The sequence below is a fragment of the Pseudomonas triticicola genome, assembly GCF_019145375.1.
In the GTDB taxonomy this organism is placed as follows: Bacteria; Pseudomonadota; Gammaproteobacteria; order Pseudomonadales; family Pseudomonadaceae; genus Aquipseudomonas; species Aquipseudomonas triticicola.
In genome coordinates, this window is the sequence record NZ_JAHSTX010000003.1 from 1 (window position 1) to 25,778 (window position 25,778).

Annotated in this window: 29 protein-coding genes; 14 read left to right on the forward strand and 15 right to left on the reverse strand. The window is 59.0% G+C overall.

The genetic code is table 11. The annotated features are described in order from the left end of the window. Window positions 1-12 precede the first annotated feature (12 nt). Both bfr and KVG85_RS25555 read right to left on the reverse strand, forming a co-directional pair. On the reverse strand, window positions 13-486 hold the full coding sequence (gene bfr / locus KVG85_RS25550; RefSeq protein ID WP_016773403.1) for a bacterioferritin: 474 nt from the start codon (window positions 484-486) through the stop codon (window positions 13-15). A 200-nt stretch (window positions 487-686) separates the two neighbouring features. Further along, window positions 687-905 (reverse strand): bacterioferritin-associated ferredoxin, encoded by a 219-nt coding sequence (locus tag KVG85_RS25555; RefSeq protein WP_003227725.1) that lies wholly within the window; start codon window positions 903-905, stop codon window positions 687-689. Window positions 906-1,217: 312 nt separating this feature from the next. On the opposite strand from KVG85_RS25555, the gene KVG85_RS25560 reads away from it, so the two are divergent. Continuing rightward, window positions 1,218-1,820 (forward strand): peroxiredoxin, encoded by a 603-nt coding sequence (locus tag KVG85_RS25560; protein WP_003227723.1) that lies wholly within the window; start codon window positions 1,218-1,220, stop codon window positions 1,818-1,820. 75 nt (window positions 1,821-1,895) lie between these two features. On the opposite strand, the gene rnt is transcribed toward KVG85_RS25560, so the two are convergent. Both rnt and pyrC read right to left on the reverse strand, forming a co-directional pair. Beyond that, the gene (gene rnt, locus KVG85_RS25565) at window positions 1,896-2,573 is read right to left on the reverse strand and encodes a ribonuclease T (RefSeq protein ID WP_016773404.1); all 678 of its coding nucleotides are present in this window, start codon (window positions 2,571-2,573) and stop codon (window positions 1,896-1,898) included. Further along, a complete protein-coding gene (gene pyrC, locus KVG85_RS25570) occupies window positions 2,570-3,616 on the reverse strand; it encodes a dihydroorotase (protein WP_016773405.1) in 1,047 nt (348 codons plus the stop codon). The genes rnt and pyrC overlap by 4 nt, the downstream gene beginning before the upstream one ends. Window positions 3,617-3,776: 160 nt before the next feature. On the opposite strand from pyrC, the gene KVG85_RS25575 reads away from it, so the two are divergent. Both KVG85_RS25575 and KVG85_RS25580 read left to right on the forward strand, forming a co-directional pair. Next, window positions 3,777-4,691 (forward strand): flagellar protein MotY, encoded by a 915-nt coding sequence (locus KVG85_RS25575; protein ID WP_217865375.1) that lies wholly within the window; start codon window positions 3,777-3,779, stop codon window positions 4,689-4,691. A gap of 129 nt (window positions 4,692-4,820) precedes the next feature. Then, a complete protein-coding gene (locus KVG85_RS25580; RefSeq protein ID WP_007953201.1) occupies window positions 4,821-6,038 on the forward strand; it encodes an argininosuccinate synthase in 1,218 nt (405 codons plus the stop codon). Between the two features lie 117 nt (window positions 6,039-6,155). Here the strand turns inward: KVG85_RS25580 and KVG85_RS25585 are convergent, their stop codons facing one another. After that, the gene (locus KVG85_RS25585; protein ID WP_217865376.1) at window positions 6,156-6,869 is read right to left on the reverse strand and encodes a hypothetical protein; all 714 of its coding nucleotides are present in this window, start codon (window positions 6,867-6,869) and stop codon (window positions 6,156-6,158) included. 430 nt (window positions 6,870-7,299) lie between these two features. Between KVG85_RS25585 and KVG85_RS25590 the strand changes: the two genes are divergently transcribed. After that, window positions 7,300-7,926, forward strand: a complete 627-nt coding sequence (locus KVG85_RS25590) for a response regulator transcription factor (protein WP_016773408.1) — start codon at window positions 7,300-7,302, stop codon at window positions 7,924-7,926. An 88-nt stretch (window positions 7,927-8,014) separates the two neighbouring features. Here KVG85_RS25590 and KVG85_RS25595 read toward each other — a convergent pair whose 3' ends face one another. The 8 genes from KVG85_RS25595 to metG form a co-directional block, all read right to left on the reverse strand. Next, the gene (locus KVG85_RS25595) at window positions 8,015-8,194 is read right to left on the reverse strand and encodes a PA3496 family putative envelope integrity protein (RefSeq protein ID WP_016773409.1); all 180 of its coding nucleotides are present in this window, start codon (window positions 8,192-8,194) and stop codon (window positions 8,015-8,017) included. 107 nt (window positions 8,195-8,301) lie between these two features. Next, window positions 8,302-8,940, reverse strand: coding sequence for an endonuclease III (gene nth / locus KVG85_RS25600; RefSeq protein WP_016773410.1), 639 nt, complete (start codon window positions 8,938-8,940; stop codon window positions 8,302-8,304). Next, the gene (locus KVG85_RS25605) at window positions 8,937-9,509 is read right to left on the reverse strand and encodes an Rnf-Nqr domain containing protein (protein WP_217865377.1); all 573 of its coding nucleotides are present in this window, start codon (window positions 9,507-9,509) and stop codon (window positions 8,937-8,939) included. The genes nth and KVG85_RS25605 overlap by 4 nt, the downstream gene beginning before the upstream one ends. Then, on the reverse strand, window positions 9,506-10,111 hold the full coding sequence (locus tag KVG85_RS25610; protein ID WP_217865378.1) for an RnfABCDGE type electron transport complex subunit G: 606 nt from the start codon (window positions 10,109-10,111) through the stop codon (window positions 9,506-9,508). The genes KVG85_RS25605 and KVG85_RS25610 overlap by 4 nt, the downstream gene beginning before the upstream one ends. Beyond that, entirely contained in the window at window positions 10,108-11,091 is a 984-nt protein-coding gene (locus KVG85_RS25615) for an RnfABCDGE type electron transport complex subunit D (RefSeq protein ID WP_217865379.1), read from the reverse strand. Before KVG85_RS25615 ends, KVG85_RS25610 begins: the two co-directional genes overlap by 4 nt. Beyond that, the gene (rsxB, locus tag KVG85_RS25620; protein ID WP_122507756.1) at window positions 11,078-12,082 is read right to left on the reverse strand and encodes an electron transport complex subunit RsxB; all 1,005 of its coding nucleotides are present in this window, start codon (window positions 12,080-12,082) and stop codon (window positions 11,078-11,080) included. The genes KVG85_RS25615 and rsxB overlap by 14 nt, the downstream gene beginning before the upstream one ends. After that, on the reverse strand, window positions 12,079-12,648 hold the full coding sequence (locus tag KVG85_RS25625; RefSeq protein ID WP_217865380.1) for an Rnf-Nqr domain containing protein: 570 nt from the start codon (window positions 12,646-12,648) through the stop codon (window positions 12,079-12,081). Before KVG85_RS25625 ends, rsxB begins: the two co-directional genes overlap by 4 nt. 114 nt (window positions 12,649-12,762) lie before the next feature. After that, window positions 12,763-14,814, reverse strand: a complete 2,052-nt coding sequence (gene metG, locus KVG85_RS25630) for a methionine--tRNA ligase (RefSeq protein WP_217865381.1) — start codon at window positions 14,812-14,814, stop codon at window positions 12,763-12,765. A gap of 320 nt (window positions 14,815-15,134) precedes the next feature. Between metG and apbC the strand changes: the two genes are divergently transcribed. Next, window positions 15,135-16,229, forward strand: coding sequence for an iron-sulfur cluster carrier protein ApbC (gene apbC / locus KVG85_RS25635; protein ID WP_217865382.1), 1,095 nt, complete (start codon window positions 15,135-15,137; stop codon window positions 16,227-16,229). A 131-nt stretch (window positions 16,230-16,360) separates the two neighbouring features. Here apbC and KVG85_RS25640 read toward each other — a convergent pair whose 3' ends face one another. Beyond that, window positions 16,361-17,119: an SDR family oxidoreductase gene (locus KVG85_RS25640; RefSeq protein ID WP_016773416.1), complete on the reverse strand. Its 759-nt coding sequence runs from the start codon at window positions 17,117-17,119 to the stop codon at window positions 16,361-16,363. Window positions 17,120-17,282: 163 nt separating this feature from the next. On the opposite strand from KVG85_RS25640, the gene KVG85_RS25645 reads away from it, so the two are divergent. The 4 genes from KVG85_RS25645 (at window position 17,283) to groL (ending at window position 20,806) form a co-directional block, all read left to right on the forward strand. Next, window positions 17,283-18,008, forward strand: coding sequence for a HugZ family pyridoxamine 5'-phosphate oxidase (locus KVG85_RS25645; RefSeq protein ID WP_217865383.1), 726 nt, complete (start codon window positions 17,283-17,285; stop codon window positions 18,006-18,008). A 71-nt stretch (window positions 18,009-18,079) separates the two neighbouring features. Then, window positions 18,080-18,556, forward strand: coding sequence for an FxsA family protein (locus KVG85_RS25650; RefSeq protein WP_016773418.1), 477 nt, complete (start codon window positions 18,080-18,082; stop codon window positions 18,554-18,556). A 259-nt stretch (window positions 18,557-18,815) separates the two neighbouring features. Continuing rightward, complete coding sequence (locus KVG85_RS25655; RefSeq protein ID WP_217865384.1) at window positions 18,816-19,109, forward strand: co-chaperone GroES; 294 nt, start codon at window positions 18,816-18,818, stop codon at window positions 19,107-19,109. 50 nt (window positions 19,110-19,159) lie between these two features. Beyond that, entirely contained in the window at window positions 19,160-20,806 is a 1,647-nt protein-coding gene (gene groL / locus KVG85_RS25660; protein WP_064365078.1) for a chaperonin GroEL, read from the forward strand. 190 nt (window positions 20,807-20,996) lie between these two features. On the opposite strand, the gene KVG85_RS25665 is transcribed toward groL, so the two are convergent. Next, on the reverse strand, window positions 20,997-21,740 hold the full coding sequence (locus KVG85_RS25665) for a phosphatase PAP2 family protein (protein WP_217865385.1): 744 nt from the start codon (window positions 21,738-21,740) through the stop codon (window positions 20,997-20,999). Window positions 21,741-21,948: 208 nt separating this feature from the next. On the opposite strand from KVG85_RS25665, the gene colR reads away from it, so the two are divergent. From colR to KVG85_RS25690, 5 genes are all read left to right on the forward strand, one after another. After that, a complete protein-coding gene (colR, locus tag KVG85_RS25670; protein ID WP_016773421.1) occupies window positions 21,949-22,632 on the forward strand; it encodes a two-component system response regulator ColR in 684 nt (227 codons plus the stop codon). Further along, window positions 22,622-23,905 (forward strand): sensor histidine kinase, encoded by a 1,284-nt coding sequence (locus tag KVG85_RS25675; protein ID WP_217865386.1) that lies wholly within the window; start codon window positions 22,622-22,624, stop codon window positions 23,903-23,905. The genes colR and KVG85_RS25675 overlap by 11 nt, the downstream gene beginning before the upstream one ends. Before the next feature lie 151 nt (window positions 23,906-24,056). Beyond that, complete coding sequence (locus tag KVG85_RS25680) at window positions 24,057-24,725, forward strand: class I SAM-dependent methyltransferase (RefSeq protein ID WP_217865410.1); 669 nt, start codon at window positions 24,057-24,059, stop codon at window positions 24,723-24,725. A 3-nt stretch (window positions 24,726-24,728) separates the two neighbouring features. Then, on the forward strand, window positions 24,729-25,445 hold the full coding sequence (locus tag KVG85_RS25685) for a lipopolysaccharide kinase InaA family protein (RefSeq protein WP_217865387.1): 717 nt from the start codon (window positions 24,729-24,731) through the stop codon (window positions 25,443-25,445). Between the two features lie 2 nt (window positions 25,446-25,447). Continuing rightward, on the forward strand, window positions 25,448-25,675 hold the full coding sequence (locus KVG85_RS25690) for a hypothetical protein (protein ID WP_016773424.1): 228 nt from the start codon (window positions 25,448-25,450) through the stop codon (window positions 25,673-25,675). The last annotated feature ends 103 nt before the right edge of the window (window positions 25,676-25,778 follow it).

Genomic DNA, 25,778 nt, shown 5'->3' on the forward strand with positions numbered 1-25,778 from the left:
ACTCGACAGCTCCTACTCTTCGCCCATCTGCGACTGCAGATAGTTTTCCAGGCCGATCTTGTCGATCAGGCCGAGCTGGGTTTCCAGCCAGTCGATGTGTTCTTCTTCCGACTCGAGGATGTCTTCGAGCAGTTCACGGCTGCCGAAGTCGCCAACGGTTTCGCAGTGGGCGATGGCGGCTTTCAGGTCGGCATGGCCGGTCTTTTCGATGCGCAGGTCGCATTCGAGCATCTCGCGGGTGTGTTCGCCGATGTGCAGCTTGCCCAGGTCCTGGACGTTCGGCAGGCCTTCAAGGAACAGGATGCGCTTGATCAGCTTGTCCGCGTGTTTCATCTCGTCGATGGATTCGTGGTATTCGTGCTTGCCGAGCTTGTTCAGACCCCAATCTTCATACATGCGCGCATGCAGAAAGTATTGATTGATCGCGACCAGCTCATTGGCGAGGATCTTGTTGAGATGCTGGATGACTGTAATGTCGCCTTTCATGATCGGAGTCCTGCCCTGTATTAACCGTATATAAGGCGGAGTTTGAGCTTGGCAGTTATAAGTGTCAAACCTAAGTTATTGAATAATAAATGAAAATTAATCGGAATAAGAATGTTTGTGTTCCGCGTCTGGACGCTAAGCAATTGATTTTCAGGCATAAAAAAACCGGACATCGAGTCCGGTTCTTTGAAATGGGGCATTTACGCAGCAGTAAATTCTACCGGGTAAGGGATCGCGGCCTGGGCGGTTTGCAGCTTGGTCAGGGTTTCGCGCACCACTTCCTTGGCAAGGCAGGCGCATTTGCCACACTGGCTGGCGACGCCGGTGGCCTGGCGAACTTCTTTGTAGCTGCAGCAACCTTCATAGATCGCTTCGCGGATCTGTCCGTCGGTGACGCCAGTGCAGAGGCAAACATACATAAGTAAGAACCGTCGCTGGTTGTGACTCAATTGCGATGGATCTTAATGTTAACGAGAATGATTGTCAAAGTGCTTTCGGAACGCTTCGCAGCCAATTTCCCAGCGACTGACGAACGGTATTTTCCAAATGCGCGTCTGACCCCATGAATACGCAGTGGATAACCGAACAGGGAAAATCCGTTACGGACAGGCCAAACACGCAGTGTATGATGGTCGTCCCTTGCGAAGAGGGTTCGTGTCACAGGGCTGTCGCCTGAGGGTGACAGGCTGGCACGGACCCTGAACTTCAAGTTTTTACACCAGGAGATATCAATGAGCGTACTCGTAGGCAAACAAGCCCCAGACTTCACCGTCCCGGCCGTACTCGGCAATGGCGAGATCGTTGACAGCTTCACCCTGTCCTCGGCCATCAAAGGCAAATACGGCCTGGTGTTCTTCTACCCGCTGGACTTCACCTTCGTCTGCCCGTCCGAGCTGATCGCTCTGGACAACCGCATGGCTGACTTCAAGGCGCGCAACGTTGAAGTGATCGCTGTGTCGATCGACTCGCACTTCACCCACAACGCCTGGCGCAACACTCCAGTGAACAATGGCGGCATCGGCCAGGTGAAATACACCATGGCTGCCGACATGAAGCACGACATCGCCAAGGCATACGACGTTGAATCCGAAGGCGGCGTGGCTTTCCGTGGCGCATTCCTGATCGACGACAAAGGGGTGGTTCGCTCGCAGATCATCAACGACCTGCCGCTGGGCCGTAACATGGAAGAGCTGATCCGTCTGGTCGACGCACTGCAATTCCACGAAGAGCACGGCGAAGTCTGCCCGGCCAACTGGAAGAAAGGCGACAAAGGCATGAACGCTTCGCCGGAAGGCGTTGCGGCTTACCTGACCGAGAACGCTGCCGCCCTGTAAGGCGCAACGTCGAGGTAGAAAAAAACCGGCCCATGTGGGCCGGTTTTTTCATGCGCGGGATTTGTTCGCCGACGATCAGTCGTCGAAGTCTTCCCAGCCGCCCATCTGCTTCCAGCGATTGACGATGCCGCAGAACAGCTCAGCGGTCTTTTCGGTGTCGTAACGTGCCGAGTGCGCTTCACGACCGTCGAAATCGATGCCAGCCGCCTGACAGGCTTTCGCCAGTACAGTCTGACCGTACGCCAGACCCGCCAGGGTCGCGGTGTCGAAACTGGAGAACGGGTGGAACGGGTTGCGCTTCATGTCCAGGCGCGCAACTGCTGCGTTGAGGAAGCCCAGGTCGAAACTGCTGTTGTGCCCGACCAGAATTGCCCGCTTGCAGCCGTTGGCTTTCAGCGCCTTGCGGATCCCACGGAAGATGTCGGTCAGCGCGGTTTCTTCGCTGACGGCCATGCGCAGCGGGTGATCGAGCTTGATCCCGGTGAACTCCAGCGCTGCCGCTTCAACGTTCGCACCTTCGAATGGCTCGACGCGGAAGAAGTAGGTGTGATCAGGGTAGACGAAACCCTTTTCATCCATGGCGATGGTGGTCGCGGCAATCTCCAGCAGGGCATCGGTGGCTGCGTTGAAGCCACCGGTTTCTACGTCGACGACAACCGGCAGGTAGCCGCGAAAACGCGCTGCCATCGGATGACGGGAACCCCCGCCGCCACCTTGACCGTCCAGTTCATCGTCGAAATTGTCTTCACTCACGCGTGTTCCTCCAGCAGGCGCCAGCGCAGTTTTTCACCGGCGCGCAGCGGGATAACGGTCAGCTCGCCAAATGGCAGACTGGTCGGGGCGGTCCATTCTTCGCGGACCAGGGTGATGCGATCGGTGTTTGCCGGCAGGCCGTAGAAACGCGGGCCGTTGAGGCTGGCGAAGGCTTCGAGTTTGTCCAGCGCGTTACGCTGTTCGAACGCTTCGGCATACATCTCGATGGCGGCGTAGGCGGTATAGCAACCGGCGCAACCGCAGGCAGCTTCCTTGGCGTGCTGGGCGTGGGGCGCCGAGTCGGTGCCGAGGAAGAACTTGGCGCTGCCACTGGTGGCCGCGTCGAGCAAGGCTTCCTGATGGGTATTGCGCTTGAGAATCGGCAAGCAGTAGAAGTGCGGCCGAATCCCGCCGACCAGCATGTGGTTGCGGTTGTACAGCAGGTGATGCGCGGTGATGGTCGCGCCGACGTTGGCCGAAGCCTCGTTGACGAACTGTACGGCGTCACCGGTGGTGATGTGTTCGAACACCACTTTCAGCGTCGGGAAGCGTTCGACCACGCGGCGCATGTGCTCGTCGATGAAAATCTTTTCGCGGTCGAACACATCGACGTCGCCACGCGTGACTTCACCGTGGATCAACAGCGGCATGCCGACTTCGGCCATGGCTTCCAGCGCCGGGAAGATCTTGTCGATGCTGGTCACGCCGGAGTCGGAGTTGGTGGTCGCGCCGGCCGGGTACAGCTTGGCGGCGTAGACGAAACCGCTGGCCTTGGCCTGACGAATTTCTTCCGGTTGGGTGCGATCGGTGAGGTACAGCACCATCAACGGCTCGAACTGACTGCCGGCCGGGCGGGCGGCGAGAATGCGCTGGCGATAGCCGTCGGCTTCAGCGGCGTTGCGCACCGGCGGTACCAGGTTCGGCATGATGATCGCGCGCCCGAAGGTGCGGGCCACATCGGCAACGGTATTGGTCAACACGGCACCATCGCGAAGATGAATGTGCCAGTCGTCGGGACGCAGCAGGGTCAGGCGGTCGGACATGAGGGGATTCCAGGCGGGTCAAACTGAGGCGAATGCTACCGGAAAAGACTCTTGCAGGCACCCGCTATCAAGTTTTGCCACACGCGTCCGATATCCCGAAGGTATGCCGTAGACATTGTGTGAATCGGTGTTTGTGTTTCACAAGCCAATGGAGCCTCCCGTGCGCCAGCGTTATTTAGCCCTGCTCAGTGTGTTTGCCAGCCTTCCCGCGATGGCGCTGACCTACCAGACCCGTCTGGAGAACATTGAGTGGACGGTCGCCGGCGACCAGTTCGAATGCCGCCTGACCCAGCCGATCACCGATTTCGGCTCGGGCGAGTTCGTGCGCAAGGCCGGTGAGCAGGCGATCTTTCGCCTGAATGCCCACAACGCCATGCTTGGCGGCGGTTCGGCGACTTTGCTCGCTGCCGCTGCACCGTGGCAGCCGGGGCGTGGCGATATCAATTTGGGCTCGGTACGGCTGGGCAGCGGCAACGTGTTGTTCAACAGCTCGCAATCCCAGGCCGGTGGTCTGATCAGTGGTCTGCTGGACGGTCGCAGCCCGGTGGTACGCCGCGCGTCGGGCGATGGCCGCGTCTCCGAAGTGCGTTTGTTGCCGGTGAAATTCAGCAAGGCGTTCAACGACTATCAAGGCTGCGTGGCGAAATTGCTGCCGCAGAATTTCGACCAGATCAAGCAGTCGCAGATCGGCTTCCCCGGCGAAGGCGTTGAGCTGGACCCGGCTGCCAAGGCCAAGCTGCAAGTGATGCTCGAATACATGAAGGCCGACCCGACGGTGAACCACATTGACCTCGACGGTCACTCAGACAACAGCGGCAATCGTCTGACCAACCGCGAATTGTCGCGCCGCCGCGCGCTGGCGGTGGTGGATTTCTTCAAGGCCAACGGCATCCAGGAATCGCAGATCACCGTGCGTTTCCACGGCGAGCAGTATCCGATCGTGCCGAACACCAGCAAGGCCAATCGTGCGAAGAACCGTCGGGTCAACGTGAAACTGTCGCGCGTCGCACCGGCTACCGCCCCGGCTCCGGCGCCGCAAGCGAGTACGCCGGCCACGGCCGCAGCGACTTCCTGACCCGCCGGTCATCGTCGCGCTCTCGACAGATTCTGTCGCTTTGTCGTCTTAAGCTGTCGCGCCTCTGTAAATTATCGCGTTTGAGCGGTAGACTCCCCGGCTTTCCGTAGAACCCCGTGGAGTGATGGCATGGCGGACGTAAACAAGGTCGTTCTGGCGTATTCCGGCGGCCTGGACACTTCGGTGATCCTCAAGTGGCTGCAGGATACTTATAACTGTGAAGTGGTGACCTTCACCGCTGATCTCGGTCAAGGCGAAGAGGTCGAGCCGGCCCGCGCCAAGGCTCAGGCCATGGGCGTCAAAGAAATCTACATCGACGACCTGCGCGAAGAATTCGTGCGTGATTTCGTGTTCCCGATGTTCCGCGCCAACACCGTTTACGAAGGCGAGTACCTGCTGGGTACTTCCATCGCCCGTCCGCTGATCGCCAAGCGCCTGATTGAAATCGCCAACGAAACCGGCGCCGACGCGATTTCCCACGGTGCTACCGGCAAGGGCAACGACCAGGTGCGCTTCGAACTGGGCGCCTACGCGCTCAAGCCAGGCGTGAAAGTGATCGCCCCTTGGCGCGAGTGGGACTTGCTGTCCCGCGAGAAGCTGATGGACTACGCCGAGAAGCACGCGATCCCGATCGAACGCCACGGCAAGAAAAAATCTCCGTACTCGATGGACGCCAACCTGCTGCACATCTCTTATGAAGGCGGCGTGCTGGAAGACACCTGGACCGAGCACGAAGAAGACATGTGGCGCTGGACCGTCTCCCCGGAGAAGGCTCCCGACACCCCGCAGTACCTGGAACTGACCTACCGCAACGGCGACATCGTCGCGCTGGACGGCGTCGAAATGACCCCGGCCACCGTACTGGCGACGCTGAACAAGATCGGCGGCGAGCACGGCATCGGTCGTCTCGACATCGTCGAAAACCGTTATGTCGGCATGAAGTCCCGTGGCTGCTACGAAACTCCGGGCGGCACCATCATGCTGCGCGCTCACCGCGCCATCGAGTCGATCACTCTGGACCGCGAAGTCGCTCACCTCAAAGACGAGCTGATGCCCAAGTACGCCAGCCTGATCTACACCGGCTACTGGTGGAGCCCTGAGCGTCTGATGCTGCAACAGATGATCGACGCTTCGCAGGTCAACGTGAACGGCGTAGTGCGCCTGAAGTTGTACAAAGGCAACGTCATCGTTACTGGCCGCAAGTCCGACGACTCACTGTTCGACGCCAACATCGCCACCTTCGAAGAAGATGGCGGCGCTTACAACCAGGCCGATGCGGCGGGCTTCATCAAGCTCAACGCGCTGCGCATGCGCATTGCTGCCAACAAGGGCCGCAAGTTGTTCTAAGCGGCTCAGACCCACGCGCAATAAAAAAGGCGGCCAGTTCAGGGCCGCCTTTTTTTTCGGAATTTTCATCGAATTCATCAAGCCGTTTCTCTTGTCTGCCTGTTTGCGGGTCGCCCGTCAGCTTGTTCGCCCCAGCAAAGTGACTGTCTGAGTGCACAGGTTGTAAACGACACACAACGTTGTACCTGAGCTTTTCTTCGCCTGTTTGAGCTGTTGCAGCGCGGTATGTGCCGGAGAGTCCGAAACATGATTCGACAGGAAAACCAGAACACGCGGGTTTTTTTTCCCACCGCTCCGGAGAATGTCGAGAATCGCATCGAACTCTCTGGACGCGTCAACATCTCTGGCGTCGATGATGTTCAGTTCGCTGATCAGTGGTGACAGTTTGATCGTCTGGACCACCGGGCTGGTCTGGCTCTCCGGGTCGAGCGGTGGGTCGGGCGCGTTGTGGATCCTGCATGGACGCTGAAATCCGCCGCCTGCGATGTTGCTGGATACCACGCAGCTGGTTATCTCGAAAGCGCACGGTTCATCGGTTTTGCGCAACGGTACTTTTCGTTCGCTCTCGCGTTCCGGATGTTCAGTCGCCTTGAGGAAGCTTTTGTCTTTGCCAAAATCCGAGGGTGAGTAGAGGGAGCGGTGATTGAAGTTGAGCGTGATGAAAAAAAGAAATAACAAATAAAAGGGAAAGCTGATCAGAAACCACACATAGATTTCCCGATCTTTATTATCAAGAAACGGCAGCGAGACCGCCGCTGATGTTTCAGAAAGAATGGCAAATATGGCGATAACTGTCATTGGATTGGTTATCTTGTTCTTTATCTTGAGCATGATTAAGTTCTATGTTGTTTGGTTGGTGTTGACTGTTTCTATATATAGCAAAAGCGGTCATTAAAGTTTTTCGACTGTTGTTTCAAGTTTTATAGACTGGGTGAGGGTGTGTCGAATGCGCGGTGCTGCCGCTTCGTTACGTCATATGTCTAATCGGCAATCAGCACGAGCAATCCGGGGAAAATCACGTTGCTGATGACTTTGGCGCGGAGTAGGGCTCGTAAGCATTCAAGGGGAAAAACGATGCGGTCTTGAAGCAAGCAGTGCTATTACGGTAGGTGTGGCGGGGTCTATTTGTGGGAATTATCCTCAATACGTGTAGGGAATGTCTCTCGATGCAAGGGCGTGTAAAAGTTGCTATGCGCTACAGCAAGTGACTGGGATATCGTGCGTGTTCTAAAAATTCGAACAGCGAAAACTGGACTTGCCCATGAATAAAGTGCTGATCGTGGATGACCACCCCGTCATTCGACTTGCGGTACGTATGCTGATGGAACGGCATGGCTACGAAGTCATTGCAGAAACGGATAATGGCGTTGATGCACTACAAATTGCTCGTGAACAAATACCGGATCTTGTCATTCTGGATATTGGAATACCCAAACTCGATGGGCTGGAAGTTATTGCTCGCCTGACTTCCACCGCTATGCCGGTGAAAGTGCTGGTGCTGACTTCCCAGGCTCCCGGACATTTTTCAATGCGTTGCATGCAATCGGGTGCAGCGGGTTATGTGTGCAAGCAGCAGGACCTGACCGAACTGCTGAGTGCGATCAAGGCAGTTCTGTCCGGCTACAGCTATTTCCCCAATCAGGCCCTGCACACCGTGCGTACGAGTTTGGGCAATGCGAGTGAGGCGGACATGGTTGATCGTCTGTCCGGGCGGGAAATGATGGTGTTGCAGCAATTGGCGCGCGGCAAGACCAACAAGGAAATCGCAGACGGCATGTTTTTGAGCAACAAGACTGTAAGCACTTACAAGACTCGCCTGTTGCTGAAACTCAATGCGCGGTCTCTGGTTGATCTGATCGAGTTGGCGCAGCGCAACGGCCTTGTTTGAACGATTCGACAGCTGAGAACGTCATGGGCCGATCAAGCTCGGTTGTCGCAGAAAATGAAAAGCCTCCGCTTCGGGAGGCCTTCAGGTATCACAGATCAAAATCGTAATCGGCCAATTGCCTTTGCAGTCGGCGCTCCTCAAGCAGGTTGTCGATTGTGCGACGCTTGCTGAGGTTGGTCTTCGCCACCTCGACCACCGGTTCGACCTCATCGGCCTCGACGGCAATAAAATCTTCTTCTACATCCAGTTGCTCTTTGTCGGTACTCATGAAGTCAACTCCCGGCTAAGACTGCCTTTGGCGCTCCTTATATCGACATTACTGCGGCGGGTAAAAAAGATTTTTTCAATCGATGGATACGAAAAACCGATGACGGCTCAATCGTCAGAAGTTTTATGTTTGTATTCGCACAGATCTTCGATGCGGCAGCTGCCACAGCGCGGTTTACGCGCCAGGCAAACATAGCGGCCATGCAAAATCAGCCAGTGATGGGAGTCGAGCAGGAATTCTTTCGGTACAAACTTCATCAGCTTCATTTCAACTTCCACCACATTTTTCCCCGGCGCGATGCCGGTGCGATTGCTGACGCGGAAAATGTGCGTGTCGACCGCCATGGTCAATTGACGGAAAGCGGTGTTGAGCACCACGTTGGCGGTCTTGCGCCCGACGCCGGGCAGGGCTTCCAGTTCTTCTCGGGTTTGCGGGACTTCACCGCCGTGCCGTTCAACCAGCAGACGGCAGGTTTCGATGACGTTTTTCGCCTTGCTGTTGTACAGGCCGATGGTCTTGATGTACTCCGACAGCCCCTCGACACCCAGCGCATGAATCGCGGCGGGTGTGTTGGCGACGGGAAAGAGTTTGGCCGTCGCCTTGTTGACCCCGACATCGGTGGACTGCGCCGAAAGAATCACCGCAATCAGCAGCTCGAACGGCGAAGAGTAGGCCAGTTCGGTTTTCGGCTCGGGATTGTCTTCGTGCAGTCGGCGAAATATCTCAAGACGTTTTGCAGCATTCATGGGCGATGCGTTTCCTTGATGACAGAGTTGCGGCGTGTCCACGCCTGACGTACGGCGAGAAGCAGGCCCAGTAAAACGAAAGCGCCGGGGACCAGCGTAAACAGATGCAGCCCCTCGGGGAACAAAACCAGACCTTGCCAATGCTCCGAAAGACCTCGGCCAAGGCTGCCATAACCGATGATCTCGCGCAGCCCGCCGACCACCAGCATGAGCGCGCCGAACAAGGCGCAGCGTTTGAAGCTGACAGCGACGGGCTCGCGGAAGGCATCGTGGTATTCAAGCACGACGCAGTGCAAGGCGATCAGCCCTATGTAGAGCCCAGATGTTTGCTGCCATGGCAAAAACCAGAGTTGCGCCACAATATCCGCGCAACTGGTCAACGTCGCGGCAAGTATCAGGCTGGCTAGCAACGCGCGGGTGCCCGTCAGGCGCTCGCGCAGCGGCGACATGCAAACGGCAAAAACGCCAAGTACCGCGCCGAGCATCAAGGTTATCCCCAGTGCAGCGCTAAATGTTTGTGTGGCGCCCAATAGTGGCACCAGCATCAATAAACTCACCGTGGGTTTCATGAGCCAGTTCCTAACAGCAGCGCCCGATGCTCATCGAAATAACGCAGTGCGTCATGAATCGCGTTGATGGCGGCACGGGAAGTTATGGTCGCGCCAGCGATTTGATCGAACTGCCCCTGATCCTTTTTCAGCGCCCAACCGGCGTCTGTCGGCTCAGTACGGGATGTGCCGACGAAGGCCTGAAGCCAGGCATTCGGCCATTCACCGATGTGACCACCCAATCCCGGCGTTTCGCGCTGCTCAAGGGTTTTCACGCCTAGAACTCTGCCGTTTGCATCGATGGCTATCAGCAGTTCCAGAGTACCTGCGTAACCTTCGCTGCGACTGCGCAACAGCACCGCGACTGTCTGTCCGGAGCGGGTCGCTCGATAGCCGCCTGACAGCGTGCTATGGCGCAAAACAGGCTCGGCGAGCGTCAGCGGTTGCTCCAGCGGCTGATTATCGTAGAGCGCGGCAGGCATGACATCGAGCAATTGGCGGCTGTCGAGCAAGCGCTGCTCGCTGGCAATCTGCGGTGCACTGCTGCGCTGCAACACGTATGTCGCGCTCGCGCCAATGAGTGCCAGCAGCACCAGGGTCGCGACGCTCGCTGGGCCGTTCACGCGGTCGCCTTCGACTGGCGGCTGGCGGCGAAGCGCTCCAGCGTCGGCACCAGCAGATTCATCAGCAACACCGCAAACGCGACGCCGTCCGGGTAACCACCCCAAGTACGAATCAGATAGGTGAGCAAGCCGACGCCAATGCCGAACAGCAGGCGGGCGAGGGCGCTTTTCGCGCCGGACACAGGTTCGGTCACGATAAAAAATGCACCGAGCATGGTCGCGCCGCTGAGCAGATGAAACAGCGGCGAACCATGGGAATCCGACCCCGATCCGTTCCAGCACAACAGGCTGATGACAAACAGGCTGGCGAGCATCCCCACCGGTGCGTGCCATGAAAAGATCCGCCGCTGCAACAGCAGCAGGCCGCCGAGCAGAAACGCCAGATTCACCCATTCCACACCGCGCCCGCCGAAGCGGCCGAAGGCCGGGTTGCTGGCGAACAGCTCATCGACGGTCAGGCTTTTATTGATGCGCAGACTGTCCAGTGCCGTGGCCTGCGCCCAAGCGTCCGGTGCTGGAGCCGGGTTGAAAACCTGTTGCAACGCCGAGAGGAAATCGAGGCCATGACCGGGCCAATGCGTCATCACATGCGGAAACAGCGCCATGCTCAGGACAAAGCCAAGCATCGCCGGGTTGAACGGGTTTTTGCCGACGCCGCCATACAGGTGCTTGCCGAATAACAAGCCTGAAACGGTCGCGGTGACCGTCAGCCACCAAGGGCAATAGGCCGGCAGCGCAACGGCCAGCAACATTGCACTGACCAGCGCGCTGCCATCACGCAGTGCCGTTTGTACCGCTTGCCGACGCAGACGGGCGACGCTCGCTTCGACGAGCAAAGCACTGACAACCGCCAACAGCAAATTGATCAACACGCCCCAGCCATACAGCCAGAACAAAGCGAGCAGCCCCGGCAGCGCCGCGAGCAGCACGGTATTCATCGCCTGTTGCAGGCGATCGTCCGCTGCCTCAAGGGGTGGCATGGTCTTGCACCTGGCGCTCGGCGTCAGTCACGGCTTGCTCCAGTGCTGCGATCTGCTCCGGCGCAGCCTCCGCTGCCTGAGCCTTTTTCAACTCGGCGCGGCGCATGGCCAGTTGAATCTTCGCCCGTTTCAACTCCGCGTCGTTGCTCGGAGCAGAAACGGCGGGAATCACCGGTTGGCTGCTTTCCAGCTTCGCCAGCGCTTGCTCGGCGGCTTCGAATTGTTGCTGCAGGACGATCAGTTGCGACTGCTGTTCGAACGTCGGCGGATGGCCGAAAGCTTTCAGCGATTTATGCAACTGAGCCCGACTCATCGCCACATCGACCTTGGCCTTCTTCAGCGCCGCATCAGCGTTCGCGGCTTTTTGCGCACGCACCCGCTCCAGCGCAGCCTGCACCGGGTCGGCGGTCGAGACTTGCGGTTGTGCCGCACGCGCGGCTCGCGCTTCACGTTCAGCCTGCTTTTGCTGTTCTTCACGCAGCAGGCGCTGGTTGCGGCGCTCGAAACGCTGGCGCGCATGGTCACGTTTGATCGCGCGGGCGCGCTGTTCTTCGAGATCAAATGCGAGACCGCCAACCACTGGGATCGTGTTCGCAGGCAAAGGATGCATTTCGATGCAGTCGACCGGGCACGGCGCAACGCACAGATCACAACCGGTGCATTCGTCGATCAGCACCGTGTGCATGAGTTTTGCCGCGCCGACGATGGCGTCGACCGGGCAGGCCTGAATGCACTTGGTGCAGCCGATGCATTCGGCCTCGCGGATGAAGGCGACTTGCGGCGGTGCCGGGCCACGGCTGATGTCCAGTTCCAGGACCGGTATTTTCAACAGCTCGGCCAGCGCAGCGATGGTTTCTTCGCCGCCCGGCGGGCATTTGTTGATCGGCTCACCGTCAATAATGCCTTGCGCATAGGGTTTGCATCCGGGATGGCCGCACTTGCCGCATTGGGTCTGCGGCAGCAGGGCATCGATGCGTTGAAGCAGACTCATGTTTTGATCAATCCACTGAATCCGAGAAAAATCACTGCGATCAGTCCAGCGCTGATCAGGTCGATCGGCAGGCCGCGAAAGGGCAGGGGAATATCGTTGTCGGCCGTGCGCTCGCGCAGGTCGCAGAACACACTCAACACCAGCCAGAAACCCAGCCCGGCGCCGATACTCAATGCTGTCGCGTGCAGCAGGCCTTGATCGTTTTGCGCATTGATCAACGCCAGCCCGAGTACGCCGGCATTGCCCAGCAGCAGCGGCCACAATCCGTCGAACGGCCAATCCGGCAGCCCGCGCGCCAGCAGTTTCAGCAGCGGCGCGATCAACAACACACTCAACGGCAGAAACACGAACAGGCGCAGCGCTTCAAGCTGCAACGGCAGCAGTATCCACTGCCAGATCGCCTGACCAATAACGCTGACTACCAGCATCAGGCACAACGTCGCCAATCCCAGCGCATGTACCTGGCGTCGGCTGCCCGCCAGCAGCGGAGCGACGCCCAGCGGCCAGTGCAACACGAAATTGTTGAGCAGCGCAGCACTGATCAGCGTTAACACGAGTTCGGTCATGGTTCTGCCAGCGAAACGGGCGGGTGTCTCTTAAGGGTAGGCACTATCGGGCCAGATATGAAAAATCCCACCGGCATGCAGAGCACGTCGGTGGGATCGTTTTGCGGCAACGTCTTACTTGATGCGCTGACCTGGCTTGGCGCCGCTGTCCGGGCTCAGCAGGTAGATCTCTTCACCGCCGGGGCCGGCTGCCATCACCATGCCTTCGGAAATACCGAACTTCATTTTCCGTGGCTTGAGGTTGGCGATCATCATGGTCAGGCGACCGTCGAGCTTGGACGGATCCGGATACGCGCTCTTGATCCCGGAGAACACGTTGCGTTGCTCGTCACCGATGTCGAGGGTCAGACGCAGCAGCTTGTCGGCGCCTTCGACGTGTTCGGCCTTGACGATCAAAGCGACGCGCAAATCGATGGCGGCAAAGGCATCGAAATCGATTTCCGGCGACAGCGGATCCTTGGCCAGTTCGCCGTTGCCCGCAGGGGCGGCTGCGCCAGTGTCGGTCTGGCTGGCGGTCAGGTCTTCCTTGGAGGCGTCGGTCATGGCTTGCACTTTTACCGGGTCGATGCGGGTCATCAACGGTTTGAATTCGTTGAGCTGGTGATTGGCCAGCAGGGTGGTGTGGTCATTCCAAGTCAGCGGCGCGACGTTGAGGAACGCCTCGGCATCTGCGGCCAGCAGCGGCAGTACCGGTTTGAGGAAGATCACCAACTGGCGGAACAGGTTGATGCCGGTGGCGCAGATTGCCTGGACTTCATCCTGCTTGCCTTCCTGCTTGTTCAGCGACCACGGGGCCTTGTCGGCGATCCACGCGTTGGCGCGGTCAGCCAGGGCCATGATTTCACGCATCGCGCGGGCAAAATCTCGGGCTTCGTAAGCGTCGGCAATGCTCGGCGCAGCGGCGAGGAAGGCCTCGGTCAGCTCCGGCGCGGCATTGTTGTCGACCAGCAGGCCGCCGTTGCCCTTGTGGATGAAACCGGCGCAACGGCTGGCGATGTTGACCACTTTGCCGACCAGGTCGGAGTTGACCTTCTGCACGAAGTCCTCGAGGTTCAGATCGAGGTCATCGACGCCACGGCCCAGCTTGGCTGCGTAGTAATAGCGCAGGTATTCCGGCGACAGATGATCGAGATAAGTGCGGGCCTTGATGAAGGTGCCGCGCGACTTGGACATTTTCTGGCCATTGACGGTCAGGTAGCCGTGCACGTTGATGCCGGTCGGCTTGCGGTAGCCGGCGCCTTCGAGCATGGCTGGCCAGAACAGCGCGTGGAAATTGACGATGTCCTTGCCGATGAAGTGGTACAGCTCGGCAGTCGAGTCCTTGCCCCAGAACGCGTCGAAGTCCAGCTCCGGCGTGCGGTTGCAGAGGTTCTTGAAGCTGGCCATGTAGCCGATCGGTGCATCCAGCCAGACGTAGAAATACTTGCCCGGCTCGCCCGGAATCTCGAAGCCGAAATACGGCGCATCGCGGGAAATGTCCCACTGCTGCAGACCGGCATCCAGCCATTCGGCGATCTTGTTGGCCACGGCGTCCTGCAGGGTGCCGCTGCGGGTCCAGGCCTGGAGCATTTCCTGGAAATCCGGCAGCTTGAAGAAGAAGTGCTGGGAATCCTTGAGCACCGGGGTGGCGCCGGAGATCGCCGACTTTGGATCCTTCAGGTCAGTCGGTGCGTAGGTCGCGCCGCATTTTTCGCAGTTGTCGCCGTACTGGTCTTCGGTGCCACATTTCGGGCAGGTGCCCTTAATGAAGCGGTCGGCCAGGAACATTTTCTTTTCCGGGTCGAAATACTGGGTGATCGAGCGCTGGGCGATGTGCCCGGCGTCACGCAGCTTGAGGTAGATCTGGCTCGACAGCTCACGGTTTTCTTCGGCGTGAGTGGAGTGGAAATTGTCGAAATCGACGAGGAAGTCGGCAAAGTCGGCGCTGTGTTCAGCCTGCACGTTGGCGATCAGTTGTTCCGGGGTGATGTCTTCCTTTTCCGCGCGCAGCATGATCGCCGAACCGTGGGCGTCGTCGGCGCAGACATAGATGCATTGGTTGCCGCGATGCTTCTGGAAGCGCACCCACATATCGGTCTGGATGTATTCCAGCATGTGGCCAAGGTGGATCGAACCGTTGGCGTAGGGCAGGGCGCTGGTGACGAGGATCTTGCGTGGCTCGGACATGGGGCTTCGCTACTTGATGAAACGGAGGTCGGCCACTATAAAGCGCCGGCGCATATTTTTCACCCCTGCGCCACTGGGTACTTTGAGCGCTCGTGTGGTGAGGGGATTTATCCCCGTTCGGCTGCGCAGCAGTCGTGGATATCGTTACACACGCAGCTCCTGATGTACCGGGGGCGCAGGTTTTGGGGCGGCTTCGCCACCCAACGGGGTTAAATCCCCTCACCATAGTGGCTTTTCAGCGCAAGTAATCTGTTCGCCTCAAATCGGTGTCCAGCGTACGATAGCCGCCATCTTTTCCAGTCTTGTTATCGGAGTTGCCCATGAGCGCCGTCACTCGCGCAGCGGTGGAAGCCGTCCTCAGCCAATACACCGACCCTTACCTGAACCAGGACCCGGTCAGCGCCGGGTGCGTGAAAAACATCGAGATCATCGGTGACCGCGTCAATGTGCAGCTGGAAATCGGCTACGCCGCCGGCCTGTTCAAGAGCGGCTGGGCACAACTGCTGCAACTGGCCATCGAAAACCTCGACGGCGTGGTCATCGCCCGCGTCGAGGTCACCAGCGTGATCGCCCCGCACAAGGCCCAAGCGCAGATTCCGGGACTGGCCAACGTCAAGAACGTCGTCGCCGTCGCGTCCGGCAAGGGCGGCGTGGGCAAATCCACTACCGCTGCCAACCTCGCGCTGGCGCTGGCCCGTGAAGGCGCCAAAGTCGGCATCCTCGACGCCGATATCTACGGCCCGAGCCAGGGCATCATGTTCGGCATCCCCGAGCGCACCCGTCCTGAGGTCAAGGACCAGAAATGGTTTGTGCCGCTCAAGGCTCACGGCGTGGAAGTCATGTCGATGGCGTTCCTGACCGACGACAACACGCCGATGGTCTGGCGCGGGCCGATGGTTTCCGGGGCGCTGCTGCAACTGGTTACGCAAACTGCTTGGGGCGATCTGGATTATCTGGTCATCGACATGCCGCCAGGCACCGGCGACATCCAGCTGACCCTGGCGCAGAAAGTCCCGGTGGCGGGTGCGGTGATCGTCACTACGCCGCAGGATCTGGCGCTGCTCGACGCGCGCAAAGGCGTGGAAATGTTCCGCAAGGTCAACATTCCGGTGTTGGGCGTGGTGGAAAACATGGCCGTGCACATCTGCTCGAACTGTGGGCATGCCGAGCATCTGTTCGGTGAAGGTGGCGGCGAGAAACTGGCCACCCAGTACGGTGTCGAACTGCTGGCCTCGCTGCCGCTGTCGATGCTGATCCGCGAACAGGCCGATGGCGGCAAGCCGACGGTGATTGCCGAGCCGGACAGCCAGATTGCCATGGTCTATCAGGAGCTGGCCCGCCACGTCGGTGCGCGAATCGTGTTGCAGGAAGCGGCCACGCCAGCGATGCCGAATATCACCATCAGCGACGATTGATCCATCGGCAGCGCTGAAAAACCTGTGGGAGCGAGCCTGCTCGCGAAAGCGGTAGATCAGACAACCATTGGGTTGAATGACACACCGCATTCGCGAGCAGGCTCGCTCCCACATTTGTTTCAGGGTGACAGTCAGATGCGCAAGCCGCCATCCATCTCCAGAATCCGCCCGGTGTAGTAGTCGTTCTCGAAGATATACGCCGCCGAATGGGCAATCTCTTCCGGCTTGCCCATGCGCTTGAGCGGAATGCCCGACGTCATCTTCTCCAGCGCTTCCGGTTTCATGCCCAAAGTCATCTCGGTTTCGATAAAGCCCGGTGCAATGCCCGCGACGCGAATGCCGTAACGCGCCAGTTCCTTCGCCCAGGTTACGGTCGCCGCCGCGACGCCAGCCTTGGCTGCGGAATAGTTGGTCTGGCCGACATTGCCCGCACGGGAGATCGACGAAATGTTGATGATCGCGCCGCTGTTCTTCAGCTCGACCATCTTCGCTGCGACTTCACGGGTGCAGAGGAACACGCCGGTCAGGTTGACATCGATCACCGCCTGCCACTGGGCCAGACTCATCTTGGTCATCTCGCCGTCCTTGACCTTGAGCAGCAGACCATCGCGCAGGATCCCGGCGTTGTTGATCAGGCCGTGGATGGCACCGAAGTCTTCGGCCACTTGCGCGACCATGTGCTCGACCTGTTCTTCATTGGCGACGTTGCACAGATAGCTGCGCGCTTCGACACCCTTGGCTTTGCAGGCGGCCACGGCGTCGTCGAGTTTTTCCTGATTCAGATCGACCAGGGCCAGCTTCGCGCCCTTGCCGGCGAAATACTCGGCCATGGAACGGCCCAAACCCTGGCAACCGCCGGTGATAATGATTACTTTGTCGTTGAGTTGCATTCGCATGTCCCGCTGGCAGGTCTGAGTTGTTTTTGTTGTCGGCAACGCTCGATCGGCACCGGTCAGGCCTGGTTGCACACGAACATTTGCCCGATGCGCGCCGGTTACTTTTCGCTGCGCGCCTGTCCGTTTTCTAGACGGAACCCATTTAAGGAGTCACAAATTGAGCGCTGAAGTGGCGAAGAATGCCCGAGAATTGCTTCTCAAGGAATACCGTGGAGTGCTGTCGACCCACTCCAAATCGATGCCGGGTTTTCCCTTTGGCTCGGTTGTGCCGTATTGCCTGGACGAGCAGGGTCGGCCGCTGATCCTGATCAGCCGCATCGCCCAGCACACGCATAACCTGCAGAAAGATCCGAAGTGCTCGATGCTGGTGGGCGAGCGCGAGGCCGACGATGTGCAGGCGGTCGGGCGGCTGACTTATCTGGCCCATGCGCAGAAACTCGAAGACCCGGCAGCCATTGATGCCGCAGCCGAGCGTTATTACCGCTATTTCCCCGACTCGCAGAATTACCATCAAGCCCATGATTTCGATTTCTGGGTGCTCGATCCGGTGCGCCATCGCTACATCGGCGGGTTTGGCGCGATTCACTGGATCGACGATCTGACCCTGGCCAACCCGTTCGCCGGCAAGGCCGAAATCAGCATGGTCGAGCACATGAACAGCGATCACGCCAAGGCCATCGCCCATTACGTCGAGCTGGCCGGGCTGCCCAACAGCACGCCGGCGCAACTGGCCGGGATTGACAGCGAAGGCATGCACCTGCGCATTGGTCAGGCCGTCTATTGGTTGCCCTTCGCGGCGCCATGTAATACGCCGACACAAGTGCGCGAGGCCTTGGTTTCTCTGGCTCACGCCCAGTCCTGGCCGAAAAAAGCGCAAAGTTAAGCTTGAATTCACGCAAGGGCGACGTCATCTAAGGCTTACTGCAAGGCATTTCTTGCGTTGAGGAAACTTTGATGCGCCCTTTTCTGTTGCTCTTTCTGCTGTTTCCAGTGCTGGAGCTGTTTGTATTCGTCAAAGTGGCAGGCTCTATCGGGTTTTTCCCGGCCCTGCTGCTGATCATTCTCGGCTCGATGTTCGGTGTGTTCGTCCTGCGCGTCGCCGGTCTGGCCACCGCACTGCGTGCCCGGGAAAGCCTGAACCGCGGCGAATTGCCCGCGCAGACCATGCTCGAAGGCCTGATGCTGGCACTGGCCGGCGGCTTGTTGATCATCCCCGGCTTCATCAGTGACGTGGTCGGTCTGGTGATGTTGTTGCCGGTCACCCGTCGTCTGCTGGCGAACAAGATGCGCCAGCGTGCCGAAGACCAGGCCATGCGCCAGCGTGCTTTCGCCGACGACCTGCAACCCCGTGGCGGCCCGGCTCCGCGCGAGCCGCTCGGTCGAGAGCCGAACGTGATCGAAGGCGAGTTCGAACACCGCGACAACAAGTGACATCAGCATCGACACGGCACCTGCGGGTGCCGTGCTCTTTTATGGCCGTTATTTAGTGTGTCTGAATGAAAAATTTTTTCCGCCAGCCCTTGTAATCGGCTTGTGCGCCCCTATGTATCGGTCACCGAAAGGTTTCCGGTATTCAAACCGGACAGACTTGCGCGGTTCGCTCGACGGACCGCAACCGGCGCAGGCCGGATTCGTTAAACCCGCCGGGACTACACCGGCCGATGAAAACCACAATTAGGAGAGATCGACAATGAAGCTTCGTCCTCTGCATGACCGCGTCGTCATCCGTCGCAGCGAAGAAGAAAAGAAAACCGCTGGCGGTATCGTCCTGCCAGGTTCGGCTGCTGAAAAAGCCAACCACGGTGTGATTCTCGCTGTAGGCCCGGGCAAAGCTCTGGAAAACGGTGAAGTGCGTGCACTGTCCGTGAAGGAAGGCGACAAGGTTGTGTTCGGTCCTTACTCCGGCAGCAACACTGTGAAAGTCGATGGCGAAGACCTGCTGGTAATGAGCGAGAGCGAAATTCTCGCGGTTATCGAAGGCTGATATCCCCGTTCATTTTCCCGCTACTACAAAGTATTTAAGGAATATCGATCATGGCTGCTAAAGAAGTTAAGTTCGGCGATGCCGCCCGCTCCAAGATGCTCAAAGGCGTCAATGTTCTGGCTGACGCGGTAAAAGCGACCCTGGGCCCGAAAGGCCGTAACGTGATCCTCGAGAAGAGCTTCGGCGCTCCGACCATCACCAAGGACGGCGTTTCCGTCGCCAAAGAGATCGAGCTCGAAGATCGCTTCGAAAACATGGGCGCGCAGCTGGTCAAAGACGTTGCCTCCCGTGCCAACGATGACGCTGGTGACGGTACTACCACCGCTACCGTTCTGGCTCAGTCGATCGTCAACGAAGGCCTGAAAGCCGTCGCTGCCGGCATGAACCCGATGGACCTGAAACGCGGCATCGACAAGGCGACCATCGCCATTGTCAAAGAGCTCAAAGCCCTGTCCAAGCCATGCGCTGACTTCAAAGCCATCGCTCAGGTCGGCACCATCTCGGCCAACTCCGACAACTCCATCGGCGACATCATTGCCGAAGCCATGGAAAAAGTCGGTAAAGAAGGCGTGATCACCGTTGAAGAAGGCTCGGGCCTGGAAAACGAACTGTCGGTTGTAGAAGGCATGCAGTTCGACCGTGGCTACCTGTCGCCATACTTCGTCAACAAGCCGGACACCATGGTTGCCGAGCTCGACGGCCCTCTGATCCTGCTGGTCGACAAGAAGATCTCCAACATCCGCGAAATGCTGCCAGTGCTGGAAGCCGTTGCCAAAGCCGGCCGCCCACTGCTGATCGTGGCCGAAGACGTTGAAGGCGAAGCCCTGGCGACTCTGGTTGTGAACAACATGCGTGGCATCGTCAAAGTCGCTGCCGTCAAGGCACCGGGCTTCGGCGACCGTCGCAAGGCCATGCTGCAGGACATCGCTGTTCTGACCGGCGGTACCGTTATCTCCGAAGAGATCGGTCTGAGCCTGGAAAGCACCACCCTGGAGCACCTGGGTAACGCCAAGCGCGTGACCCTGTCCAAGGAAAACACCATCATCGTTGACGGTGCTGGCGTGCAGGCAGACATTGAAGGCCGTATCGCTCAGATCCGCGCCCAGGTTGCCGAAACTTCCTCGGACTACGACCGTGAAAAACTGCAAGAGCGTCTGGCCAAGCTGTCCGGCGGCGTTGCAGTGATCAAGGTTGGCGCTGGTTCCGAAGTTGAAATGAAAGAGAAGAAAGCCCGCGTTGAAGACGCCCTGCACGCAACCCGTGCAGCCGTTGAAGAAGGCGTGGTACCTGGCGGTGGCGTGGCACTGATCCGTGCTCTGGAAGCACTGACCGAGCTGACCGGCGACAACGCTGACCAGAACGTCGGTATCGCTGTGCTGCGTCGCGCTGTTGAAGCGCCGCTGCGTCAGATCGCTGCCAACTCCGGTGACGAGCCAAGCGTAGTCGTCAACGAAGTGAAGAACGGCAAAGGTAACTTCGGTTACAACGCTGCTTCCGGCGAATACGGCGACATGATCGAAATGGGCATCCTGGACCCAACCAAGGTAACCCGTTCGGCTCTGCAAGCTGCAGCCTCCATCGGCGGTCTGATCCTGACCACCGAAGCAGCGGTTGCCGACGCACCGAAGAAAGAAGGTGCAGCTGGCGGCGGTATGCCAGACATGGGCGGCATGGGTGGCATGGGCGGCATGATGTAAGCCAGCCCTGGCCCTGTAACGCAAAACCCCGCTGGCGAAAGTCAGCGGGGGTTTTTATTGCCCCAATTTCGAAGCTCACTGGTATCCCCCTGTGGGAGCGAGCCTGCTCGCGAAAGCGGTCTGTCATCCGACATGCAAGCCAGTTGAACCGACAATTCGCGAGCAGGCTCGCTCCCACAGGTTGTTTATTTCAGGCATTGATCGGCTGTGTGTTCATCGCCGTCGAAGTCTTGCCAGCCGGGCGATACAGCACCCAGTAATAAGCCCCCAGACAAATCAGCCAGCAGAAAATCGCCGTCCACACGTTGTGCGAGAAGAAGTGCGCGCCCTGCATCATGCGGCTGATCGAGAACACCGAGCCCAGTGCGAAGGCAAATACAAACGCCTGCCGCGCCAGCCGCGGGCGCCGGTCGCGCAACACGAAGAACAACGCAAACAACGTAAACCCGGTTGCCGCATGGCCACCCGGCCAGCAACGTCCCGGCTTGTCAGTGGCGGGTCGATGCTCCATCAGTTTGCTGTAAGTCTCGTGGCCGCCGAATTGCTCCAGGCTCCATGGGCATTGCACGGCGGTGACGGCTTTGACCGGAGTGACAAACGAAGTCGCCAGCCCCAGCGACAGCACCAGACAGCCCAATTCACGCTTGAACGGTTTCAGTCTTCCGATGAAAAACGCTCCGATGAAGCCGAGGATGGCAAACACCGAGAAGCCGATCACCAGCTGTTTCGCCCGGTCATGCAGGATGTCTTCAAGAAAATAGCTGTGCCGTCCGATGAAATCGCCGGCGACCGGGTCGTAGAACATTTGCGCCAGAACCATGTCCAGATCGGTCAGTTCGAGCAACAGCAGAATGATCGCCGCCGCTGCGGGAATGCCCAGACACAACCACCAGTTCAGCGGTCTTGAAGCGGGAAGGGCAGAGGTCGACACCATGGCAGGTTCCTTGGTCGATGAACGGAGGAGAGAGCGTAATCGCGCGGAGTCTGCGCGCGCTGGCGTCGGCGATTTGTTAACCGAAAGTGAAAAAAACGTCGCAGCGCGCGCAGGGAGGTTTATCGAAAAACGCCCCTAGCCCTGAGCCACACTTGGCCGTAAGCTGCGCGGGCCAAGACGGCCGTTACCCCGTTCGGAGGAGATGTCCATGCGAATTCTGCTGGTCGAAGACAACCGTGACATCCTGGCCAATCTGGCCGATTACCTGGGCATGAAAGGCTATACCGTCGATTGCGCACAAGACGGCTTGTCCGGTCTGCATCTGGCGGCGACCGAGCATTACGACCTGATCGTGCTCGACATCATGCTGCCCGGCATCGACGGCTACACCTTGTGCAAGCGCCTGCGTGAAGACGCACGGCGTGATACGCCGGTGATCATGCTGACCGCCCGCGACCAACTCGATGACCGGCTGCAAGGCTTCAAGTCCGGCGCCGACGATTACCTGATCAAGCCGTTCGCTCTGTCCGAACTGGCCGCCCGCGTCGAAGCGGTCATGCGTCGTGCTCAGGGCGGCGGTCGCCGGGCATTGCAGGTCGGTGATCTGAGCTACGACCTCGACACCCTGGAAGTGACCCGCGAAGGCAAGCTGCTCAAGCTCAACCCGGTCGGTCTCAAGCTGCTCGCGGTGTTGATGCAGAAGAGCCCGCACGTGCTGCGTCGGGAGATTCTCGAGGAAGCGCTGTGGGGCGATGACTGCCCGGACAGCGACAGCCTGCGCAGCCATGTTCACCAATTGCGCCAGGTGATCGACAAGCCATTCGCCAAGCCACTGCTGCACACCGTGCACGGTGTCGGTTATCGCTTGGCCGAGGGGCGAGATGGAGTTTAAGCAGAGTCTTTCCCAGCGGATCATCATCGCCTTCGCACTGATGAGCGCACTGGTCGCCGGCGCTTTCGCCATGGGCATCGTTGCGACAGTGCACCTGGTGGAAGAGAAACTGATTTCCGCAGGGCTGGGCGGCGACCTGCAACGTTTGCTGCTGATGGACAACGTCTCCGACTGGAGCCATCGCCCCGAGCCGGATCAGCTGTTTTATTTCAGCGGCGGGCCGGGGGATTTCGATCTGCCCAAGGATCTGCGTCACCTCGATGCCGGTTTCCATGAGGTATTTCGCGAGCAGCTGTCTTATCACGCCATGGTCGAAGTGGTGGATGGTCGGCGTTATGTCTTGCTGCAGGACCAGAGCGATTTCGAAGAGCGCGAGCGCGTGCTGTTTGCCGTGGTGCTGGTGGGCTTCGTGCTCAGTCTGGCGCTGGCGGTGTTTCTTGGCTGGGTGCTCGCGCGCAAGGTGATGGCGCCGGTGGTGCGCCTGGCGCGGCAGGTCCGGCATCGCGACCAGTTGCTCGGGCTGGCACCACCCTTGGCGCCGGATTACGCAGCGGATGAAGTCGGCGAACTGGCGGTGGCGTTCGATGCCACGCTGGGGCGCTTGCGTCAGGCGTTGACCCGCGAACGCCTGTTTACCAGCGACGTCAGCCATGAATTGCGCACGCCGCTGATGGTCCTGGCGAGTTCCTGTGAATTGCTCATGGAAAACCCCGGAATCGATCAACGCGGTCGCGCCCAGGTCGAGCGCATTGCCCGGGCCAGCGAAGAGATGCGCGAACTGGTACAGACTTTCCTGATGCTGGCACGCACACAGAACGAAGAAGCCGCGGCGGCGCCGCAGCAGAATCTCACGCAAGTGGCCGAGAGCCTGCTGTGCCTGTGGCGCGAGCCGATCGAGCGCAAGGGCCTGACGCTGATGTTCGAGCCGGGTAACCCACCTGACACTCGTTACAACGCAACCTTGCTCAATGCGGTGATGGGCAACTTGCTGCGTAACGCACTGCATTACACCGAAGAGGGCTTCATTCGCCTGACCCTCACTGCCAACGGCTTTGTCGTCGAGGACTCGGGGGTGGGCATTCCCGAGGAAAAACGCGAGGCGATGTTCGAGCCGTTCGTGCGCGGCAGCGAGAAGCGGGGCGAGGGGCTGGGCCTTGGCTTGTCGCTGGTGCAGCGCATCTGCGAAAACCAGGGCTGGACGGTCAGCCTGAGCACGATGGACCCCAATGGCTGCCGATTCGAGGTAGATCTTGGCGTGAATACAGGCAAATAGTGGCTCGAGGCTACTCCCGCCCACCTGTCTAAATCCTGTATAACGTTGTAATACTTTGCAGATTTACCTGACAGAATTTTCACAATTGGATGACCTGACGCTGACACGCCGCTGCTTAAGGTGGCGTCATCAGAACTCAGGAGTCCAGATGATGGCCGGCCCGATCAAGCTCGATTTTTCCGAAAAGTACGACGACCAACACGCACAACGCTACCTGCGCAAGCACAAGGAAAGCCTTGGCCGCCGCCTGTCGCACTGGCGCGACGAGCAATTGGGTCGCAAGGCTCTGGCTCTGGCGGGGGATCCCGGTCTGGTGCTGGATCTGCCCTGCGGTGCCGGACGCTTCTGGCCAATGCTCGCGGAGAAACCCAACCGGGTAATCATTGGTGCGGACAATTCCGAGTCAATGATCAATACCGCGCTGCAGGGGCAGCCGGCGGATGTGGTCAAGCGTGTACAACCGCTGCACACCTCGGCGTTCGATATTGCTTTGCCGGATAACGCGGTCGACAGCATCTTCTGCATGCGCCTTCTTCACCATATCGGTGAAGCCGAGCACCGCAAGGTTATCCTGCGCGAATTCGAGCGGGTCACCCGTGACAGCGTGATTGTTTCATTGTGGGTCGACGGCAACTTCAAGGCCTGGAAGCGCAAACGCGCCGAGCTCGACCGGCCGAATCGTGATTACCAGAACCGCTTTCTGATTCCGGCGGCGACGATCGAAAAAGAATTTGAACAGGCGGGTTTCCGCATCCAGGAACAACTGGACTTTATACCGCTCTATGCGATGTGGCGGGTTTACGTATTACGCAAGAGGTAGAGGATGGCAGTGCAAGCAGCGGTTGAAGCGAATATCGCTCCACAGGATGGTTTCGATTATTACTGGGCCCAGCGTGGCGAATGGGTGGAAGAGCCCAACGTACGTCGCGGTGGCGAAAGCGGGGTGCAGCGTATCGTCGGCCGTGACGGCCAGTTGCTGTACGCCAAGCGCCAGACCGGGCACATCTATCGCAGCTGGTTGCACCCCTTCGGTCGCCCGACCGTATTGCGCGAACTCGACGCGCTGACCGGCCTGAGCAAACTCGGCGTGCGCGTACCGCAAATCGTTTTCTGCGGTGCTCAGCCCGATCCACAACACAAGTGGCGCGCACTGCTTGTCACCAAGTCCCTCGACGGTTTCCAGGAACTGGAGCACTGGCTGGCCGCCTCCGGTGGTCGCGATCAATGCGGCGACTTGGTTTACGAGAAAGTCCTCAAGGACCTCGCCGAGAACCTGGCACGCATGCACAAGGGCCGCTGGCAGCACAGCTGCATCTACATCAAGCACGTTTTCGTTCGGGTCACCGGTGAAGGCGAAGCGGCGCAGGTTGAAGTGGCGTTGATCGATCTGGAGAAGTGCCGTCAGCGTCTGACACCCTATCGCGCCGCGCAGCATGACATGAAGCAACTGCGTCGCCATTCGTCGTTCCGCGATGCCGACTGGAAAAAACTCGTCTACTTTTATGAGACGGCGTTTGGCAGCGCTATCAAAGGTTTATAGCGATGAAACTCGAAATTGCACGAGGTTTGTTCCTGGTCGGGGCCTTGGCAGTTGCTTCACTGGCGGTGGCTGCCTGGGAGCAGCCGCGCATGCAGGTCATAGGGGCGTCCGGGAACGACGCTCATTGTTCGGTTCCACGGGTGGCGAAAGCCTCCGTGGCGACCCAGCCCGATCATGATTTGCTGTTGTTCATGTTCGGACTGTCTCAGGGAATGAGGCCAGCCAGTTGAAACGATTGAAGCCCAAATGAAAGGCCTCGCAATTGCGAGGCCTTTTTTTTTGCCGAAATCTTGATGGATATAGGTGCATCCTGTGGGAGCGAGCCTGCTCGCG